The following is an 18,734-nucleotide window of genomic DNA, read 5'->3' on the forward strand; positions in this document are numbered from 1 at the left end:
AAAAACGGGAGCATATTAACATGCTCCCGTTTTTGTGACGATTAAAACACAAGTTGGGTTAGCTAAAGTAAGCCTCTAGGTCGTCAGAGCCACCAATATGCTTCCCACCAATAAATACCTGAGGCACGGTTTCACGGCCACTAATAGCCGTTAGGCTTGTGAGTGACGCACCTTTACCCAGCACAATTTCTTCGTACTCATAGCCTTTTTCATCAAGCAAGGCTTTGGCTTTTGCGCAGAACGGGCAACTGGGTTTAGTTAAAATTGAAACCGGTGGATTGTTTTGCTCTTCTGGGGCGATATAAGCCAACATAGTATCGGCATCCGACACTTCAAAGGGGTCGCCAGCAACGTCTGGTTCGATAAACATTTTGTCTACCACACCGTCTTTCACCAGCATAGAATAACGCCAGCTTCGTTTTCCAAAGCCTAAATCGGCCTTATCCACCAGCATTCCCATACCGTCAGTAAACTCGCCATTACCATCGGGGATAACCGTAATGTTATCAGCCTCTTGATCAGCAGCCCACGCATTCATTACAAACGTATCGTTTACCGACATACACACGATGTCATCAATACCGTGTTTGGCAAACTTTTTCGCCAGCGCGTTGTAGCGAGGTAAATGCGTAGAAGAACAGGTTGGCGTAAACGCGCCAGGAAGTGAGAACACTACAACATTTTTGCCAGAAAATAGCGCTTCTGTCGTTTTCGTTACCCACGCATCGCCTTCTCGACACTGAAATGAAACACTCGGGATTTTTTGGCCTTCTTTTGAAGTAAAGCGACTCTCTGACATAACAACCTCTCGTTAGAAATAGTAATTGTAAACTTTCTATAGGCTTAGAAGCCTAGAATGAGTTAGAGCACAAATCAATAGGTATCGCCCTACATTCGTTAATATCGATTTTGATGCTGAAGTTAACGCCTTCCCTGCCTATGCTTCGATTCGAAGGTAAGTACGTTTGCAAGCGTAATTACGGACTATTGGTAGCGCAAATTTTTAATGTAAAGCGACATTCGAGGGTTATCACCATGATTATTCTAGTTGGTGGAGAAAAAGGCGGCAGCGGTAAAAGTTGCTTGGCACAAAACATTGCAGTATATCTTCGCACCGAAAAAGGTGCCAAGGTATTAATGGTGGACTGCGATCCTCAACGGACCACCTCAGACTGGATTCAGGAGCGCAAAGCCAACCCTCGCCTTGCAGAAATTAACTGTGTCCAACTTTATGGAAAAATTCGCAACGAATTACTAAGTCTGCGTCAGCACTATGATTACGTAGTCATCGACTGTGGTGGGCAAGATAACTTGGCCCTGCGCTCGTCGATGGCTGTTGCTGACCATATCCTCATCCCCTTAAGGCCGAAAAGACGGGACTTGAAAACGGTACCGCACATGGAAGACATATTATCTACCTGTAAAATGGTAAACCCTAAAATGAACGCGGCGTTTGTGATCACCCAGTGCCCCTCTTTACCAAGTCTAGCTAGCCGCATTTTGGAGGCAAAAGAAGTCTGCCGCTCATTTGGCATTCCGGTATTAAACGCGGTAACGTTTAGCCGCAACATGTACGACGATTCTGAAGAATCGGGACAGTCGGTGATAGAGAGCGAACCTGAAGGCAAAGCAGCAACCGAAATCAGAACATTATTTGAAGAGCTATTGGCTGGCAAAATGGAGGATGCTTATGAGTTTGCTCAACCTAAAAAAGTCGAAGCCATTAGCTAAGCCCAACCTTCGTACGGTTGAAGACTTTATCGATGACGCCTTACTTTACGCACAGGGTAAAGTGGATTTCGCTAGCAAGCAGTCAACGGAAGAAAACAGTAAAGCCACGGCAGCAAATTGTGTTGTGCCGCTTAAAAAGCCAGACAAAGTACAAGGTATGCGTCACGCTACCTTTACTTTGACACCACAATGTATTGATATGCTTGCCGAGTTAGCCGCTAGGACAGGAAAAGCAAAGTCTGCATTGATTCGGGAGTGGATTAACGAACAGCACCAAAAATTAGACTAAAGTATAGATCCATGTACGTATTTTTTTCGTTTTATCCTCCATTATTATAGTATTGCTACGGAAACAGCCTGCTGGAATATTCTGCAACAGCAAACTTAGTCACTGTATAGGAGATAGAGCCAAATGGGCCATGAAGGATTTAGCACATTGCGCGTGCTCATGTGTGCCCTACTCGTAGCTGTGCACTTTGCTCATGTTAACCCGGTAAAAGCGTTAACGATTTTTGATAAGGAGTTCGCCGACGTTGAATCGCTGTTACACGCAAAACAATATGCCAACGCAGACACCAAGGCACTTCTCCTTCTAGAGCAAGCCCTTCAGCAGCAGCACATGCCTGCAGATATGTTCTCAAGCCTAGGTGAACTGCTTCAAAATGCTTCGCGCTTTGAAGTATCCAAAGCGATATTCAACGCAGCATTAGAGCGATACACCACAGAAGGTGAGCTGGAAAAGATGGCGTCAACGCTGTTGCAGCTTGCGACTTCGGAACGACACCTTTCAAACTACAACACCGCCCTTACCTATGTACGTCGCGCTATGTCTATCGCGCACATTGAGCGCAACGACCTGCTAAAAGCCAAACTGAATTTAGAGCTTGGCATTATCCGCCAGCAACAAAACCAGATTGAAGTCGCCCTTGAACCTTTAAAGCAAGCACTCGATTTCTTCAGAGAAAATCGCATGCCCAATGAAATGAGTCTTTCCCTACTGCGCATTGGTGATATCTACAGCCTTCTTAACCAAGCCTCTCTTGCGCATACCTATTACCAGGATGCTTTCGACAGTATCGAAGGGTCTACTGACCCGCGTCTTCTTGGCACTATTAAAACCCGTATCGGCGCCCTTTTACTTAAAACTGGCGCCAGTGCGCAAGCAACAGTTGCCATCAAAGAGGGGCTTGAGCTTCTACAGGTGACAAACGATGTGGGCGCTATCGCTGAAGCGAAAATGCTGATGGGCCGCGCCCTAGTAGAAAACGGTGAGACGGCTAAAGGACGCGAGCTGTTAATGGAAGCCATGCGCTTTGCAAGCTCTTCAGGGCAAGCCAAACTCATGATTGATGGTCGCTTGGCGCTGGCTCAGGCTTACATGAAAGAACAGGATTTTGAGCGTGCGTTAGCAGAAGCCAAGTCCGGGACTATTGACGCAAGGAAAAGCCGGGATTTACGCGGCCAGCTCAGCTTTTTATCGTTGCAACTTAGTGCTTTCGTATCCTTAGGCGAGTTTAAAAAAGCCCTAGATATTCAATCTGTAATCCAGCAGTTACGTGAAGTCTTACTCGATTCTGAAAATAAGTCGGCTATCGAAGGGCTTCAGGCTGAAATAGAGCTTATCAGGCAATCGCGTACGCTAGAAAAGCTAGAGGAGTCAAAACAGCTAGCACTTGCCCAAGCAGAAAGGGAGAAGTTGCAAACCACACTTGTCTGGAGCGTGTCGCTAGCGGTAATGCTGTTGACCTTTTTAGTGTGGAGTAGATACAAGCAGCGACGACAAACCATCATTTTACGCCGCGAGGTTCGTCAACAAACCCTTGATCTTCACAAAAAGAATGAGGAGCTCCAAGCCGCCTACAAAACCCTTGAAGAAGTTAGCTTGCGAGACCCATTAACCGGTTTGTACAACAGACACTACCTCGAGTCTCAGCTACCTGGAGAAATTAGGCGCAGTCAATTTTCTGCACGCCAAAGCCCTACTACCGATAAGGCAAAGCAAGATTTACTTTGCCTCCTGATAGACATTGATCATTTTAAACGTGTTAACGACGATTATGGCCATATTGCTGGTGATAAAGTGCTGTCGTCTTTTGCTCAGGTTTTAAAAAATGTGTTTAGACAAACCGATCTCATTATCCGTTGGGGCGGAGAAGAGTTTTTAGTGGTATGCAGACAGTCTAATCGAGAAGAGCTTCCCGAACTCGCCGAGCGTTGCCGGGAAATGGTGGCAAGTACGCCGTTTGATATCGGCTTAGACAAGCCCATAAAAATTACCTGCAGCATAGGGTTCTCGCTACTTTCTCCTGATAAGAAAGACAACTCCGATGTGGCATGGGAACGCACGTTCGCCGTTATTGACTACGCGCTGTATGCATCAAAACTCTCAGGAAGAAACGGTTGGGTAGGTGTTATTGAGACCCTTGATACAGACTTTAAGAACCGCACGCCAATAGATGAAAAATTTAATTTTACTGGCTCCAGAATTGCGACATCATTTAACAACATCGCAAGCATTCAGTGGCCTGATACCCTCGATAATAAGCAGTAGAGGTCTAGCATTATGTATAGAGGAAGTTGTAATTGCCAAGCTATTCAATATGAAGTTGACCACATTGATGAACGTGATGCCGACAATGAAACCTTGTCTATCGCAGATACACGTACGCTTCGTGTAACGGTTTCAAAAGAGCAACTACTGATAGATTGCGCACCGTCAGCGTTAGCCACTTTACACGAAGCAAATGGTGAAACCCACCACGTCTGTAACCTGTGTGGCAGCGTCATTTATGTTGAGCGTAGCCCGCATAGTGTGGTGGTTGAAGTTACTTACAGCGGCCATGACATTTTATCTGAACCTCACTGCCAATTTGTTATCTAGCGACAAGGCTAGATGTTTGTTTTTAGTACCGGTGGAAGCTCCTCTCACCGGTACTACAAGCGGCTTGCTAGTCGCTGCTTTTAATGTCTTCCATGTGGTATTTGTCGATCAGCGAATAAAGTGTTGGCCGGGTTACACCAAGTAATTCGGCGGTTTTCGACATGTTTTTTTCCGCTTTTTGATAGGCTTTGCGAATAGCGCGACTTTCGGCAATCTCTCTAACTTCACGCAGATTAAGAGTTTCAGGCTCATTTTGAGCATCAACCGGCATTAAGCCTAAGTCGTCAGGCTGAATAACGGTTCCTTCAGCCATAATTACCGCTGATTTTAATTTGTTTTGCATCTCGCGAATATTGCCAGGCCATTTGTGTCCCAGCATAGCGTTCACTGCAGACTCAGAGAAGCTCTTTGCCTTTGCTTTAAACTCTTCTCTGTAAATATTGAGAAAGGTTCGAGCTAAGAGAATAATATCTTGGTCACGCTCACGAAGCGGTGGGATCAGGATCGGCATTTCCCCTACCCGATAATATAAATCTTCCCTGAAGGTTTCCTCTGCCACCATTTTTTGTAAATCCCGGTGAGTAGCACAGATTACCCGAATATCCACGGGTATTTCGTTACGCCCCCCAACCCGTTCTATAACCCGCTCTTGTAAAAAGCGAAGCATTTTAGCCTGAAGGCCAATGGGCATATCCCCAATTTCGTCTAAAAACAGGGTGCCGCCCTGCGCTGTTTCTATTTTACCGAGCGTGGTTTTATTAGCCCCCGTAAAGGCGCCTTTTTCATAACCAAACAGTTCACTTTCCAAAAGGTTTTCAGGGATAGATGCACAGTTAATAGCTACAAATGGCTTGTCTCTTCTTGGGCTATGTTCATGAATACTGCGCGCGAATACCTCTTTACCTGTGCCACTTTCGCCAAGTAAAAGGGTGCTAATGTCAGTGTTAGCAATTTTCTCTGCGCGACGTACGACTTTCTGAATGGCTTCGCTGTTACCGACTATGCGAGACATTCCCGAGCGGGTGCGAGCAAGAATACTATTTTCATGCTCTAACGTAGCTAGATTAAGCGCGCGGTGAACTAACAGCTTTATAGTGTCAGAATCTATGGGCTTTTGGTAAAAGTCATAGGCACCAAAATCTATCGCTTTAAGCGCATGCTGTTTGTCGTTATTGCCCGTTACAACAATAACTTTGGTACGCGGCGCTAATGAAATGATGTCGTGAAGAATTCTCAACCCTTCAGACGCGTTTGCCGGGTCTGGTGGCAACCCCAAATCCAGGGTGACAACTTTAGGTTCAAAACGACGTAGCTGAGCTATGGCAGACGTATGATCATCAGCAAAAACAACATTGTAATCGGTAAGGCTCCATTTAAGCTGCTTTTGAATACCTAAATCATCGTCTACTACCAAAATAGTATCGGTCATTTCATCATCCTATTATTATACTTCATCCATTAAGGGCACGGGGACTGACCCGTGTCTACTACGGCCTTGTCACTGATAATCTCTATCCTATCGGAAAATACAGCGTAAAACAGCTACCGCGACCAGGTTCACTTTGCACAGTCAGTTTACCACCAATTGATTCTATGTAGGTTTTCGCGTCATAGGCGCCAATTCCCATGCCAGCATTGCCTTTGGTGGTATCAAACGGTTTAAACAAACGCGCTTCAACAAACTCGTTATCCATGCCTATTCCATTGTCTTCTATCATGACGAGCTGCGTATTATCATCGGAATTACTTGTAATAACTACATCAACTTCACCGTCATCTGCAGTAGCCTGCTGAGCGTTACTGATAAGGTGATAAAGCACGTTTGCTACCTTTTCCCTATCCACCATCACAGCGCGCTCTCTGACAATATGTACAGAAGGAGTTGGGCTTAACCCCATACAGCGGTTTTCTACAACATCATTGGCAATATCGGAAAGTAAAAACTCTGAATTCACGCCCTCTTCTACCGCTTTTTTATCTGTCAGCTGTTTGAGCATTTTCTCCATTCTCGCCTTGGTGTGCTCCAAGGTTTCGAACGTATCGTCGATAAATTCTGGGTTGTGTTTGTGTTGTTGAGCATTGGCTAAAATTAAATCAACCTGGGCCAGCACGTTCTTTAAGTCGTGCAAGACGAATGCAGACATACGGTTGAATGCAGCGAATTGAGCGTTCTCGGCTACCACCTGTGCAGCCTCGTGGTGCTGCATATACGTACCCACCTGCTCCGATACCGCCGTTAAGTAGTCTTTAACTTCCCAATTTAGACTAATCTTTTCTTTATCTCCCGATGCAAGTACGGCGAAGCCCCATAACCCACCATCTTTCAAAAAAGGGACAAAAAGTTGATAGCCCCATTTTTTTAACGCCTCGCGGTCTAGATTGAGCCCCTCATAGTCAAAGGGCTTTACAAGATAAGCGTCTGTGTCAATTATCCAACCATTCTTGTCGCTGTAGTGGGCTAGTACATCAAGTGTCGTGTGAATATTGCCATTATTTGCAACAGGTGACGCTTCAGCCACACATTCGTAACCGTTTTGAGTCACTTTAAACAGCAACCCCGACTCGTATTGAATGGCATTCAGTACGCCAGTTAGACCCGCGTAATACACCTGTGGCGACGTATCTCCAGCGCGAGTAAGCCACTGAGTGAGCTTCACCCATTCAACGCGGTAATCAAATTGGTTGGCGAAAAAATGTTTGGTAATAAATACTTTAATTTTTGTTCGAAAGGCATTCGACAAAAACACCGTTGCCAATAGGGCAAAAGACATCACCACCAGTATAATTTGAACCGTCGCGCCCCAGTTCCCCCCTAAATAGTTAATCGCGTATCCCACCACCGCCATCACAAACAAGTAGCCGCCTGCCACTAATAAAAGTGAGCTGTGTAGAACAACGTCTCGGGAGATAAATATATCGATTCCCCAATGGTGGATACGTCTGATAGAAATCACCAATAGCGGCATCAATAAAAAATAGATATAACCTCGCGCAGCGATATAGCCAATTTCTACCTGATTAACCATAGTTGCATTGGCGTAGGTAACAAACTCAAATAAGTTGGTAGCGCCAAGATAAATAATGAGAGGCTTAAACGCCCACTTCTCTCTGCCAGCTTGCCGGTAGACCACTTCTAGCAGCACCAGTACTTCTAAGGAAAGTACAATAAGTACTAGAAAGCTCCAGGCCGGGTTTACCGCTAACAAGTAAGGAGTAAGAAGCGCAAGAAGAGCCGGCGCTACAATAATTAACGTAACCGGGCGTTTTAATACATCGGAAAAGCGATTAAAGCTACTTTGCAAACAGCCCGCTAAAAACAATAGCCACACTAGCTGTTTAAGCACATCTGCACTTAACAACCAACTAAGCGAGATGGGCCCGAAAAGAGAGGTTATCAGGCTAGTGGACCACAGCGTTGTAGCGGCCGTGGCCAACACCAAAAGATGCTTGGCCACGCCAGGCTTTCGTACCGTAAATAACAATAATAAAAGGGCTAAGTGCGCCAGACTATTTAACCCATAGCCTATATCTGAAATCATCCTTTTATCTCACCCTTATTATCATTGTTATGAGAACTACAACAGCAGCTTCGCGCACCGTCTCTGTATTCATTGCACCCGATAACGCGCAGAACTTCCCTTTACGCTAGTTGATTACCTTTTACGAATAACCAACGATCCAATTGAGTAGCCAGCGCCGAACGAACAAAGCACACCCACATCGCCGCTAACCAAATCTTCGTGATTTAAGCCAAAAGCAATAACAGAACCTGCAGACGCGGTATTGGCATACTCATCTAACACAATAGGTGCTTCAGTACGATCGGCGTCTCGACCTAGCAACCTTTTGCAGATTAAGGTGTTCATATTAATATTCGCTTGGTGTAGCCACCAGCGTTTCACCCCCTCCGGGGTAAGATCATGACTTGCCAAATGCGCTTCTATATGTGCTGCAGCCATTGGGCATACTTCTTTAAACACCTTTCGCCCAGCTTGGTGGAACAGCTTATCGGGTCCGTAGGGGTCAACATCTTCTGCGCGGGTCATGTACCCAAAATTTGATCGGATGTTGTTGGAAAACTTGGTCAGCGCTTTGGTGCTTAGCACATCGTAAACGTGCTCGCTTTTAGCGGTTTCAGCTAGCTCCAATACAGTAGCCGTTGCGACGTCGCCAAAAATGAAGTGGCTGTCGCGATCTGTATAATTGATTTGTGGGGAAACTAGCTCAGGGTTGATAACCAATACCCGCGACGCATTTTTCGCACACAGCATCTCGTAGGCCCGGTGCATACCGAACGTGGCCGCTGAACAGGCTACCAACATATCAAAGCCAAAACCTTCAATGTTTAACGCCTCTTGAACCTCAATGGCAATAGCAGGATAAGCGCGTTGCGTGTAAGCACACGATACAATTACCGCGTCTATATCCGCTGCTTCTAGATTAGCCGATGCTAATGCTAGCTTAGCGGCTTCAACGGCAATTTCAGCTTGATGCGAAAGCTCATCATCGCCACGGGGGGAGATTTTCGGCTTCATTCGCTTAATATCAAGCGCACCCTCTTTTTGATAAATGTAGCGGCTTTTGATACCTGATGCCTTTTCAATAAACTCGGCACTTGAGTAAGGCATCGCGGCGATTTCACCTGCGTCTATCTGGGCTTTATTGTCTTCGTTAAACGCATCAACGTAAGCGTTATAACTATCTACTAATTCTTCGTTCGTAACACTGTCTTTAGGGTGCCATACACCAACACCGCTAATCACAACTTGCTGAGACATAAGCATTCTCTACTATTAGTTAATACCACACGTGTATTGAGCATTGCGTTACTGTGTGTCCTGAACGCACTACTACTCGCGCAATTTACCGCTCTCTTACCTCTACAGGGGTAGCGACGGCGTTTTATGACCTATAGCTTACCTCAATCCTCTTTCAGTGTAACCATAGCTAACGTACCCAAACCCACTTTCAGCGGCATATCAGTACCTCAACAAAATTGACCTGACCAATAAAACACCAAAATGGGATTATTCAGTTTAAAATCTGTTTCCGTCAATTCTCCCCCCGCACTCTATTTCAAAATCAGTTCAAAATTCGCTACGCTAAAAACCTAAGAACATGAAAATACTTATTTAGATTGGCACACAATAAATAGGCAGAAAATACATTATCTTCCACCTCCCTTCCTCAACAAAATATTTACAAAAAAATGACCTTCCCCCTGTTATTGGTTGACAAATTGGCAAGGTATAAATAGGGTTAAATTACAAAATTGGTAATAACAACAGTCATGAACTTATAGCAGCTTGCAAGTAAACGACTAGCTGATACCAATGGTGACAAGGTTGTATCGAACCTTTAGAAATTTAAAGAAGAGGAAAAGATAATGTCTAAACCAGCTATTGGTTTCATCGGGCTTGGCCTTATGGGCAATGGCGAACTACAATACAGAAATGTAGGGCAAGTTTATTCGTGGTAACTTTGGCGTACGCGTTGTAAATACTGAGGTTACGTCTATTGGTTTTAGAAGCGCTTTTGAAGTTATTGAAGGTGAGCTTGATACGTTAACGCTAGTTGAAGACGATTCGATTGTAGAGCGTATTGAAGGCGGTGGCAGCTACACTGAAGTCCTACCAAGCGCAAACTTTGTTATGGATTACAGTGATGACATTTTATTGCGTGCGGGTATTTATCGCGGTATGTCACGCGCAGACCCGTCAGACTTGGGTTACAGCCGCACATTCCAAACTGATGACGAGGTTGCCCCTACCACTATCTCAGACTTAATTGTAGGCGTTACCGCTAAGTACTAATAAAACGTACAAACAATGCCTCGGCAATGCTGAGGCGTTTGTGAAAAGCCAAACAAAAAACCCGCTTCATGAAGCGGGTTTTCTTATCTCGTTTAAGCCACAAATTATAGTTGGTTGATTTGCCAAACGGTTACTGTACCGCTTACTTCATTACCTACCACTAACAGCGGCACACCACTAGGGCTGTCTTCTGCGCTGACAAATACCAGGCTCTCTGGAGCAAGGTCGCCAATCACGTCATCAGCAGTTAAGCCTTCTGTAAGGTCACGATTAATCACATACTCTGCAAACTGAACGTCGTAGGGGTTGGTGACGTCATAGACGAAAATACCGCCCATGCGCTCTGTACCGATGAACGCATAAGTGCGATCGCCAATTTGGCCCACGGTGAGTGCTTCTGGCTCTGGTCCTTTATTCTCAGAGCGAGAATCGCCTTCGTTTTCATCATCACCGTTATTAAACTGCGCACCATGCACAGAAGCCGTAATACGCTCGAAGTCATCACCTGAATCATAAACAACTAAACCGTTTTGATCCCAAATGGTAAATGAACGGGCACCGTATGCGTACGCGGCGTCATACTCGCCATTGCCATCCGCATCACCCATGGCTGAAGTAACGCGTAAATCATCTGCTTCGCCAGTAGCTTGAAGCATAGCTAACTCAGAATTTGCAGCAGCCGTCAGGTCTTCTACTTTGACTTCGTCGGTGTAAGCTAAACAACCATCATCTTCATCGAAGTCTACGCCACCCGCTGCCGTGCAGGCTGCTTCGTCTGCCGCGTCAAAGAAATACTCTCGTGCGTCACCTTCATTAGCCGTCACAATAAACGTAGCATCTTTCCACGTGAAGTTAGCGATGGTATCCGGTTGATATACACCGTAAAGCCCAGTGTATTGACCAAAACTAACCGAACCGTCTTCTTGTATGTCGATATTAAGGCCGGCCCACGTCTTCGTGCCCAACCCTACAACATCTATCGTTAGCTCTTCTAAATCTAAAATAGCAAGGCCGTTGTTTTCCTGAAGGCTGATATAAGCCACATCGTTGGTTGCTGTAATGTACTCAGGCTCAAGGTCTTTAGCGACAGATGAGGTAATAGCAGTGCCATTGATTGTGCGCCCTGCTGGGTTAGGGAACATCATGCCCTGAGCCATCAAGTCGGCTTCGCTGCCGTTTAGCGCACTAAAGCCCACGGTAGTGCCAGTTTCTTCAGGCTCACCGCTTGCAAGAATATTAATAACAGAAACTGAACCTTCAGGGTCGACGGTGTAATCGTCAGATGGCTCACCTTCGTTTGCAACCAATACCTTTCCGCCGTCTGGCGTGAAGGTAACCATATCAGGTAATGCACCAACTTCTACCGAATCTAGGAAGGCAGGTGCTGAACTGTCTAGCCCGTTGTAAAACAGTACAAAACCATTATCTGTTTTAACAGCGGCGGGTACCGCCACCGCCATAAGGTCACCGCTTATGGCAATACTGGTAAGGCTACCAAGCGCTACACCATTGATATCTGCTGGCAGTGCAATAGTGGTAGGCGTAAGCGAAGTGGTGTTAATTGGGTCTGCCATAGTGGCTGAACTCACACCAGACGCGTCGATGATAGCTATGGTATTGGTTTCACCATTGGTTGCATAAATCGTGCTTGTTTCAGCATGGTACTGAACAATTTCAGCAGCCGTTTGATTACCTAAAAATGCGCGACCAACAATGTCCATAGCAATACCGATTGATGCATCGGTACCATCGCTACCGTCTGTACCGGGTTCACCCTGCTCACCTTGTGGCCCTTGTGCACCGGTCTCCCCTTGCGCTCCATCGTCGCCGTCAAGGCCACATCCCGTAAGTGCCGCTGAAACTAAAAATGCGAGTAATCCATATTTAAACTTATTACGCACTGCCATTTGATTTCCTTTTTATTTGTATTTTTGTCGTACGTTAAGAGGTTTCAGAAATCTCAGAGTTTTCCATTTCTTCCTGAGAAAAGTATTAGGGAAAACGGTGATTTCACGAACTAGTACACCAGAAAATTTATGTAACTTCTATGTATAAATTAGAATCAGTTTATGACACAAATATTAAATAGGCAAAGGTGGGTAACTTTTCTATAACACAGACAAGTATTTAAGCCATACTCGCCTAATTGTAACCACACATTTCAAATAATCGTGTTAGCGCTCTACTGTCTAAAATCTAAAGGAAAAAAGTAAGACGCCTACCGCAAAGGTATAGTTTTATTTATAAGCACTATCTGATACTAATATCGCCATATAAACGTACCACCTAAACAACATAGCGTTTTTTTGCAGGGTTTACTGCGTGTACTATTAAGTTTGGCTATTAAAAGGATTAACCATGAAATTGAAATTCACAGCCTCGGCAGTGATGGCAGCAGCGCTCACGTTAACAGCTTGCGCAACCTCACCGACGGGAAGAAACCAAGTACTACTTTATTCTGAAAGCCAATTGGCGCAAATGGGCGATCAAGCTTTCACAGGTATGAAAGAAGAGTTAAAAATTTCAAATAAGGCCGTGCAAAACTCTTACGTAGAATGCGTTGCAAACGCGATTACCGCGCAAGTTCCGGCGAGTGTTTTTAACGGGCAATGGGAAGTCGTTGTTTTTGATGATGAACAAGTGAACGCGTTCGCACTGCCTGGCGGTAAAATTGGCGTGTACACCGGGTTGTTGAAAGTCGCTGAGAATCAGCATCAACTTGCCGCGGTTATTGGTCACGAAGTAGGCCACGTTATCGCTGAGCACGGTAACGAACGTATGTCTCAATCTACCCTAATAAACGTGGGCAGCCAAGCTGTTGGCCAAGTGCTTGCGGCGAACGAAGTCCCCCAATCTGGCCCGATAATGGCGGCGATAGGCTTAGGTGTTCAAGTTGGTGTTCAACTTCCTTTTAGCAGGACTCATGAATCGGAAGCAGACGTTATCGGTTTACAACTCATGGCAAAATCGGGGTTTGACCCAAGACAATCTGTTAACTTGTGGCAGAATATGGATGCAGCGAGTAGCGGCGACCGCCCTATGGAACTCTTATCCACTCACCCCGCGCCACAAACCCGTATAGATAACTTGCAAGCAAATATGCCTGACGCGTACGCCGATTATCAAGCAACGGCGTATAGACCAAACTGCCGATAGGTTGAATACACTTACGCGATATTGACTCTTCAATTCGCTTTTTACACGCAAAAAAAACGCTGCAAATTAGCAGCGTTTTTTTCGTGATAGAAACAAGCGATTATTCGCTGTCTTCTTTGTGAAGGTGCACATCCATTTGTGGGAATGGAATTGAAATACCTTCTTTGTCGAAGCGCAGCTTAACTTGTTCTGTAAAGTCGAACTTCACAGCCCAGAAGTCTGCAGCATTTACCCAAGGACGTACGACAAAGTTAACGCTACTATCGGCCAATTCAGAAACCGCTACGGTTGGCGCAGGCTCAGCAAGAATTCGATCGTCCGCTGCAATCATTTCTTGCAGCACTTGCTTAGCTTTTAGCAAGTCAGCGTCGTAACCAATGCCTACAACCATATCTACACGGCGAGTATCTTTAGCCGAGTAGTTAGTGATGTTACCGCTGTAGACATTCCCATTTGGAACGATAATTTCTTTGTTGTCTGGCGTATTCATTGTGGTTGTGAAAATGCCAATCTTTTTGATTGAACCAGCAGTACCTGCAGCTTCAACGAAGTCGCCCGCTTTAAACGGCTTAAATACCAGTAGCATTACGCCAGCGGCGAAGTTCTTCAAAGAATCCTGCAACGATAGACCAATCGCTAAACCAGCAGCACCGAGAATAGCAACCAACGATGTGGTATCTACACCTAGCTGATCAAGTGATGCCACAATAACAAAGAGCATCAAGATAGCGCTTAGAATAGCTTCTAGGAAATCTACTAGCATGTCGTCATATTTAGACTTTGACATCACACGTCTAAATATAGAAAGAAGGAATCCAACTACAATCCTACCTATTACATAAATCGCAATCGCCATCGCAATGTTAATACCCCACGGGATAGCGTAATCGTTTATGTACCTTTCAACATCGCTTGCAGAAAAAAGCGAAAGTTTCTCTTCCATAATATGGTCCTTGTCATGGTTAGTTGTTAAATGCGCAATTACGTTAGCAGCAATTCGTATGAACACCAATACAATATAAGCCCAAACAGCTTAAATTTGCTCTAAAGTCTAAGCTTCATAGCCCTTTGAAAGTGTTAGTATTATCCGAAAGTAGTGATGTAAACCTCCGTTCGCGCACTCTCCTTAGACTAAAGTTTGAGTATACTTTTGAATAATTGTCACACCTTTGTCACGCAGTCAAAGCAAACTTGTCTATGAAGCCTAAATGCGCTTTTTACTTTTCAGATTGCTGGAAGTTACCGAGTTTTAAGATAATTTTTTTGATGATTTTTTAGCCGTAAAGCTTTAGACTAAAGCCTCATTCAACGCGTCGATCTATTCCCTTTTTCTACTGGCGACGATCGACGGTATGAACGAGCTTTAGCAAACTATGTCAATTAAAGGATTAACGCATGTTGCTTCTCATAACACTCTTTTCAGTTGTTTTGTGTTTATTTTTGTACTCACTGCGCACTGATAAAGGAAAACATACCAAGTATGCAAGAGCGGACTACCGCCCAGCACCAAAGTCGAAGCCATCAACCTCAGTGTTGAAATCAACTTCGGACAACTCTTCGCCTTATGCGGCTTAGAGCAACCACACGAGTCAAGTGATTCTAAAATAGGCAGCGTGCTGCCGTTTATGTAAATTCTGAAGTAATTATTTACATGATGTCGTCGGTAGCATTGCAACCTGTATTTACACACGTATTATACGCAGTAAAAGCAAACACCTAATTTACTATGCGTATACCTAGAGTTTATTACCCCAATCCTATTCCGTTAGAGCAAGAATTCGAGTTAACCGAAGATGCAGGGCATCACATTGCTACCGTACTGCGCATAAAGCCCAATCGTCCCATTGTACTTTTTAACGGCGACGGCAATGAATACAGCGCACAAGTTATCAGTGTTCAAAGAAAGAAAGTCATCGTAGAAGCCGATGCTTGCCTTTCCCTAGCTAAAGAATCTCCTCTTCACCTACATCTCGGCCAAGGTGTATCTAAAGGCGACAGGATGGATACGGTTCTTCAAAAAAGCGTTGAGCTTGGTGTGTCAGAGATAACACCAGTGATTACCGAACGCTGCACCGTGAAGCTCGATGAGTCTCGCTGGGAAAAGAAAATCCAGCAATGGCAGAAGATTGTTATCGGAGCTTGTGAGCAAAGTGGGCGTAATATTATCCCTAAGCTAAACGCGCCGGTGAGCCTAAACACTTGGCTATCATCTTCAACCAATACCACACGACTGGTGCTTGCACCAGGCGCTGAACAGCCGCTAGCAAGACAGCCATACAACGCACAGGGGTTTCGTTTATTAATTGGTCCAGAAGGCGGGTTATCAGACACGGAAATACATCAAGCCAACGAAAATGGGTACCAATCTGTTAGTTTGGGACCGCGTATTTTGCGAACTGAAACCGCGGCCATAACAAGTTTAAGCATACTTCAAGCGCAGCACGGCGATTTTTAGTTCCCACTATTAGGCTGGTGCCCTATCAAGTAAAATAGGGCTTACTCCGTGTTATAAAGAGTGCTATTTTCAACAACTTGATATTTGTTGCTAAGGTACAAAGCGCCCTAACCTTTAGGCGTCACGTATCTTGAAGAATTCAGCTACGCCCCAATATTAACAATCTATCAGATAAGCCCTGTGTGCAGGCACTTTATAAACATTCAAGGTGAAAACATTATGCAATATACCGTTGGCGTAATCATGGACCCCATTGCGAACATTAAGCCACATAAAGATACGAGCTTCGCGATGATGCTTGAAGCACAGCGCCGCGGTGCAAAGGTTGTTTATTTTGAATTGAAAGACTTGTATTTAGACAATGGTAAGCCGATGGGTCTGGCTAAAACCGTATCGGTGAAAGACCAAGCAACCGACTTCTACACCATTGAAGATGAGTCTACCGTTCATTTGGGCGACATTGATGTGCTGCTTATGCGCAAGGATCCGCCGTTTGACAGTGAATTTTTATATGCCACTCAGGTACTCTCATTAGCGCAAGATGCAGGTGCGCTGGTGGTGAATAATCCGCAGGCTCTTCGCGATTACAACGAGAAGCTGTTCACTTCGTATTTTCCAGAGCATATCCCCCATACCATGGTGTCGAACAATCAAGCGTTAATTCGCGAGTTCCACGCTAAGCACCAAGATATTATTTGTAAACCGCTGGACGGCATGGGCGGCGCTTCTATCTTTCGCGTGAAGCCTGATGGCAATAACCTAGGTGTTATTATTGAGACGCTAACTCAGTTGGGCACGCGATATATGATGGTGCAGGAATACTTGCCAGAAATTAAAGATGGCGACAAGCGCGTGCTAATTGTCGATGGCGAAGTGATGCCCTACTGCCTAGCACGCCTGCCCACCAAAGGGGAAACCCGAGGAAACTTGGCCGCAGGGGGTACGGGACGTCCACAGCCAATTTCAGACTCGGATAAAGCGTTAGCAGAAGCGATTGCGCCCACCTTGAAAGAAAACAACATTCTTTTTGTGGGGCTTGATGTTATTGGCAATAAGATTACCGAAATAAACATAACCAGCCCAACGTGCGTAAGAGAAATAGAAGCAGCCTACGACGTTAATATTATGGGTGCATTATTTGACGCCATTGAAAAGCGCTTAGCTAAGTAATAGGTATAAAACTAGTGTCCAGTTGCCACTGCTTATAACGCATAACGAAACATGAGTGTACAAAATGCAGCCGCTATTAATTGGCAGCGAAAGACAAATGAAAGAAGATTTATGACGGAATTGAAAAGCTTACAAAACCACTTTTTAGTCGCGATGCCCAGTTTGGACGATCCGTACTTTTCTCGTTCACTTATTTATGTATGCGAGCACAACGCAGAAGGCGCAATGGGCATAGTGGTAAACCAACCTTCTACGATGAACGTTAAGCAGCTTTTAGAGCAAACAGACAAAGCGCTTGTGGTATCTGATGATAAAGCTGAGCAAATAGTGTTAGCCGGCGGCCCGGTAAACCAAGAGCGAGGGTTTGTGCTTCATTCATCCCAAAAAGAATGGGCATCTAGCCTTAAGCTTGCGCCTGGGGTCATGGTGACTACGTCGAAGGACATACTTACCGCTATTGCCAATGACGAAGGCCCAGATGATGTTTTAATTGCCCTTGGGTACGCAGGGTGGACAGCCGGTCAGCTAGAAAAGGAAATGCAGGAGAACGCATGGCTCACCATCGAGGCCGATGAAGAAATCCTCTTTAATACGCCTATGCACAAAAAATGGCAGGCCACTGTGAATAAACTCGGTGTGGATGTTTGGCAGCTAGCACCAGGAGCCGGTCATGCCTGAGTTAGGCAGTCGTACTGTATTAGCGTTCGACTTTGGCACTAAGAGTATTGGTGTGGCAGTTGGCCAAGAAATTACCGGTACAGCCTCACCTCTTCCCGCGTTAAAAGCTCGCGACGGTATTCCAGACTGGAATGTAATTGAAAAGCTTTACGAAGAGTGGCAGCCTCACGTGGTAGTGGTAGGCTTGCCCCTTAATATGGACGGCACCGAACAGGAAATGACGCAGCGTGCGCGAAAGTTCGCTAACCGCCTTCACGGGCGTTTTCGCGTTGCAGTAGAAACGTGTGATGAGCGCCTCACCACAACTGACGCCAAATCTATGCTATTTGAATTAGGTGGGTACAAAAAACTGACAAAAGACAAAGTCGATAGCGTGTCGGCCTGCGTTATTTTCGCCAGTTGGAATGAAAGCCAATACGAGTAGCGTTTAACGCAGCAAAGTTTCACTGCGACATTTCCCTTTTAGCCTTGTAGGCTCACCGGGTATAAACCCTATAACGAATTAGGCCAGAACTATTCAGGCCGCGTTCCCGCATGGCATTGCCAGCAGAGCTCGAACGCGCCGCCGTTTTCCTCACCGCACTGTTGGCAGCGCCAGTCCGATTGGATATCCGCTTTGTCGCTCGTTCGCCCTATCAATGCCTCTACTACTTTTGATGCTCTCGTATACCAAGTATCGTCAACAAGCCATACCTCTTGTTGCGAGTCCTGCCAAGGTAATTCGCCTATTGCCCCACTGGCAAACTCATTTTTTACCATATAAGGAATAGACAACGCATCTAATTCGCTGCGAACAGCTTGTAATTCAAAAGCATCTTGCGAAGAGAACAGTTTTTTCAAAGGCTATATC

16 protein-coding genes and 1 pseudogene are annotated in these 18,734 nt (G+C 45.3%); 10 read left to right on the forward strand and 7 right to left on the reverse strand.

The window, feature by feature from the left end:
• Positions 1-58: 58 nt before the first annotated feature.
• Entirely contained in the window at positions 59-799 is a 741-nt protein-coding gene (locus ACX5J7_RS13020) for a glutathione peroxidase (RefSeq protein ID WP_012519474.1), read from the reverse strand.
• A gap of 236 nt (positions 800-1,035) precedes the next feature.
• Between ACX5J7_RS13020 and ACX5J7_RS13025 the strand changes: the two genes are divergently transcribed.
• From ACX5J7_RS13025 to ACX5J7_RS13040, 4 genes are all read left to right on the forward strand, one after another.
• Entirely contained in the window at positions 1,036-1,731 is a 696-nt protein-coding gene (locus ACX5J7_RS13025) for an AAA family ATPase (RefSeq protein WP_012519475.1), read from the forward strand.
• Positions 1,691-2,020, forward strand: coding sequence for a hypothetical protein (locus ACX5J7_RS13030; RefSeq protein ID WP_012519476.1), 330 nt, complete (start codon positions 1,691-1,693; stop codon positions 2,018-2,020). The genes ACX5J7_RS13025 and ACX5J7_RS13030 overlap by 41 nt, the downstream gene beginning before the upstream one ends.
• A 123-nt stretch (positions 2,021-2,143) precedes the next feature.
• The gene (locus ACX5J7_RS13035) at positions 2,144-4,282 is read left to right on the forward strand and encodes a tetratricopeptide repeat-containing diguanylate cyclase (protein WP_474376156.1); all 2,139 of its coding nucleotides are present in this window, start codon (positions 2,144-2,146) and stop codon (positions 4,280-4,282) included.
• Positions 4,283-4,294: 12 nt separating this feature from the next.
• Positions 4,295-4,612 (forward strand): GFA family protein, encoded by a 318-nt coding sequence (locus ACX5J7_RS13040; protein ID WP_498707316.1) that lies wholly within the window; start codon positions 4,295-4,297, stop codon positions 4,610-4,612.
• A gap of 67 nt (positions 4,613-4,679) precedes the next feature.
• On the opposite strand, the gene prsR is transcribed toward ACX5J7_RS13040, so the two are convergent.
• The 3 genes from prsR to ACX5J7_RS13055 all read right to left on the reverse strand — a co-directional run bounded on the left by prsR (position 4,680) and on the right by ACX5J7_RS13055 (position 9,390).
• Positions 4,680-6,041 (reverse strand): PEP-CTERM-box response regulator transcription factor, encoded by a 1,362-nt coding sequence (gene prsR, locus ACX5J7_RS13045; protein WP_012519479.1) that lies wholly within the window; start codon positions 6,039-6,041, stop codon positions 4,680-4,682.
• 82 nt (positions 6,042-6,123) lie between these two features.
• Positions 6,124-8,151, reverse strand: coding sequence for an XrtA/PEP-CTERM system histidine kinase PrsK (gene prsK, locus ACX5J7_RS13050; RefSeq protein WP_483379737.1), 2,028 nt, complete (start codon positions 8,149-8,151; stop codon positions 6,124-6,126).
• Between the two features lie 114 nt (positions 8,152-8,265).
• The gene (locus ACX5J7_RS13055) at positions 8,266-9,390 is read right to left on the reverse strand and encodes a beta-ketoacyl-ACP synthase III (RefSeq protein WP_015067841.1); all 1,125 of its coding nucleotides are present in this window, start codon (positions 9,388-9,390) and stop codon (positions 8,266-8,268) included.
• Between the two features lie 642 nt (positions 9,391-10,032).
• Here ACX5J7_RS13055 and ACX5J7_RS13060 point away from each other — a divergent pair.
• Positions 10,033-10,410, forward strand: a pseudogene (locus tag ACX5J7_RS13060) (TonB-dependent receptor); the annotation flags it as partial.
• 119 nt (positions 10,411-10,529) lie between these two features.
• Here ACX5J7_RS13060 and ACX5J7_RS13065 read toward each other — a convergent pair.
• On the reverse strand, positions 10,530-12,332 hold the full coding sequence (locus tag ACX5J7_RS13065) for a choice-of-anchor I family protein (RefSeq protein WP_020744137.1): 1,803 nt from the start codon (positions 12,330-12,332) through the stop codon (positions 10,530-10,532).
• 451 nt (positions 12,333-12,783) lie between these two features.
• Between ACX5J7_RS13065 and ACX5J7_RS13070 the strand changes: the two genes are divergently transcribed.
• Positions 12,784-13,581, forward strand: coding sequence for a M48 family metallopeptidase (locus tag ACX5J7_RS13070; RefSeq protein ID WP_012519485.1), 798 nt, complete (start codon positions 12,784-12,786; stop codon positions 13,579-13,581).
• A gap of 100 nt (positions 13,582-13,681) precedes the next feature.
• On the opposite strand, the gene ACX5J7_RS13075 is transcribed toward ACX5J7_RS13070, so the two are convergent.
• A complete protein-coding gene (locus tag ACX5J7_RS13075) occupies positions 13,682-14,524 on the reverse strand; it encodes a mechanosensitive ion channel family protein (protein WP_012519486.1) in 843 nt (280 codons plus the stop codon).
• Between the two features lie 783 nt (positions 14,525-15,307).
• Here ACX5J7_RS13075 and ACX5J7_RS13080 point away from each other — a divergent pair.
• The 4 genes from ACX5J7_RS13080 to ruvX all read left to right on the forward strand — a co-directional run bounded on the left by ACX5J7_RS13080 (position 15,308) and on the right by ruvX (position 18,308).
• On the forward strand, positions 15,308-16,036 hold the full coding sequence (locus tag ACX5J7_RS13080) for a 16S rRNA (uracil(1498)-N(3))-methyltransferase (RefSeq protein ID WP_012519487.1): 729 nt from the start codon (positions 15,308-15,310) through the stop codon (positions 16,034-16,036).
• A 219-nt stretch (positions 16,037-16,255) separates the two neighbouring features.
• A complete protein-coding gene (gene gshB, locus ACX5J7_RS13085) occupies positions 16,256-17,206 on the forward strand; it encodes a glutathione synthase (RefSeq protein WP_024016795.1) in 951 nt (316 codons plus the stop codon).
• Positions 17,207-17,317: 111 nt separating this feature from the next.
• Positions 17,318-17,884: a YqgE/AlgH family protein gene (locus tag ACX5J7_RS13090; protein WP_498707317.1), complete on the forward strand. Its 567-nt coding sequence runs from the start codon at positions 17,318-17,320 to the stop codon at positions 17,882-17,884.
• Positions 17,877-18,308, forward strand: a complete 432-nt coding sequence (ruvX, locus tag ACX5J7_RS13095) for a Holliday junction resolvase RuvX (protein WP_012519490.1) — start codon at positions 17,877-17,879, stop codon at positions 18,306-18,308. The genes ACX5J7_RS13090 and ruvX overlap by 8 nt, the downstream gene beginning before the upstream one ends.
• An 89-nt stretch (positions 18,309-18,397) precedes the next feature.
• Here the strand turns inward: ruvX and ACX5J7_RS13100 are convergent, their stop codons facing one another.
• Positions 18,398-18,724: a putative signal transducing protein gene (locus ACX5J7_RS13100; protein ID WP_012519491.1), complete on the reverse strand. Its 327-nt coding sequence runs from the start codon at positions 18,722-18,724 to the stop codon at positions 18,398-18,400.
• Positions 18,725-18,734 lie beyond the last annotated feature (10 nt).

The sequence above is a fragment of the Alteromonas infernus genome, assembly GCF_902705815.1.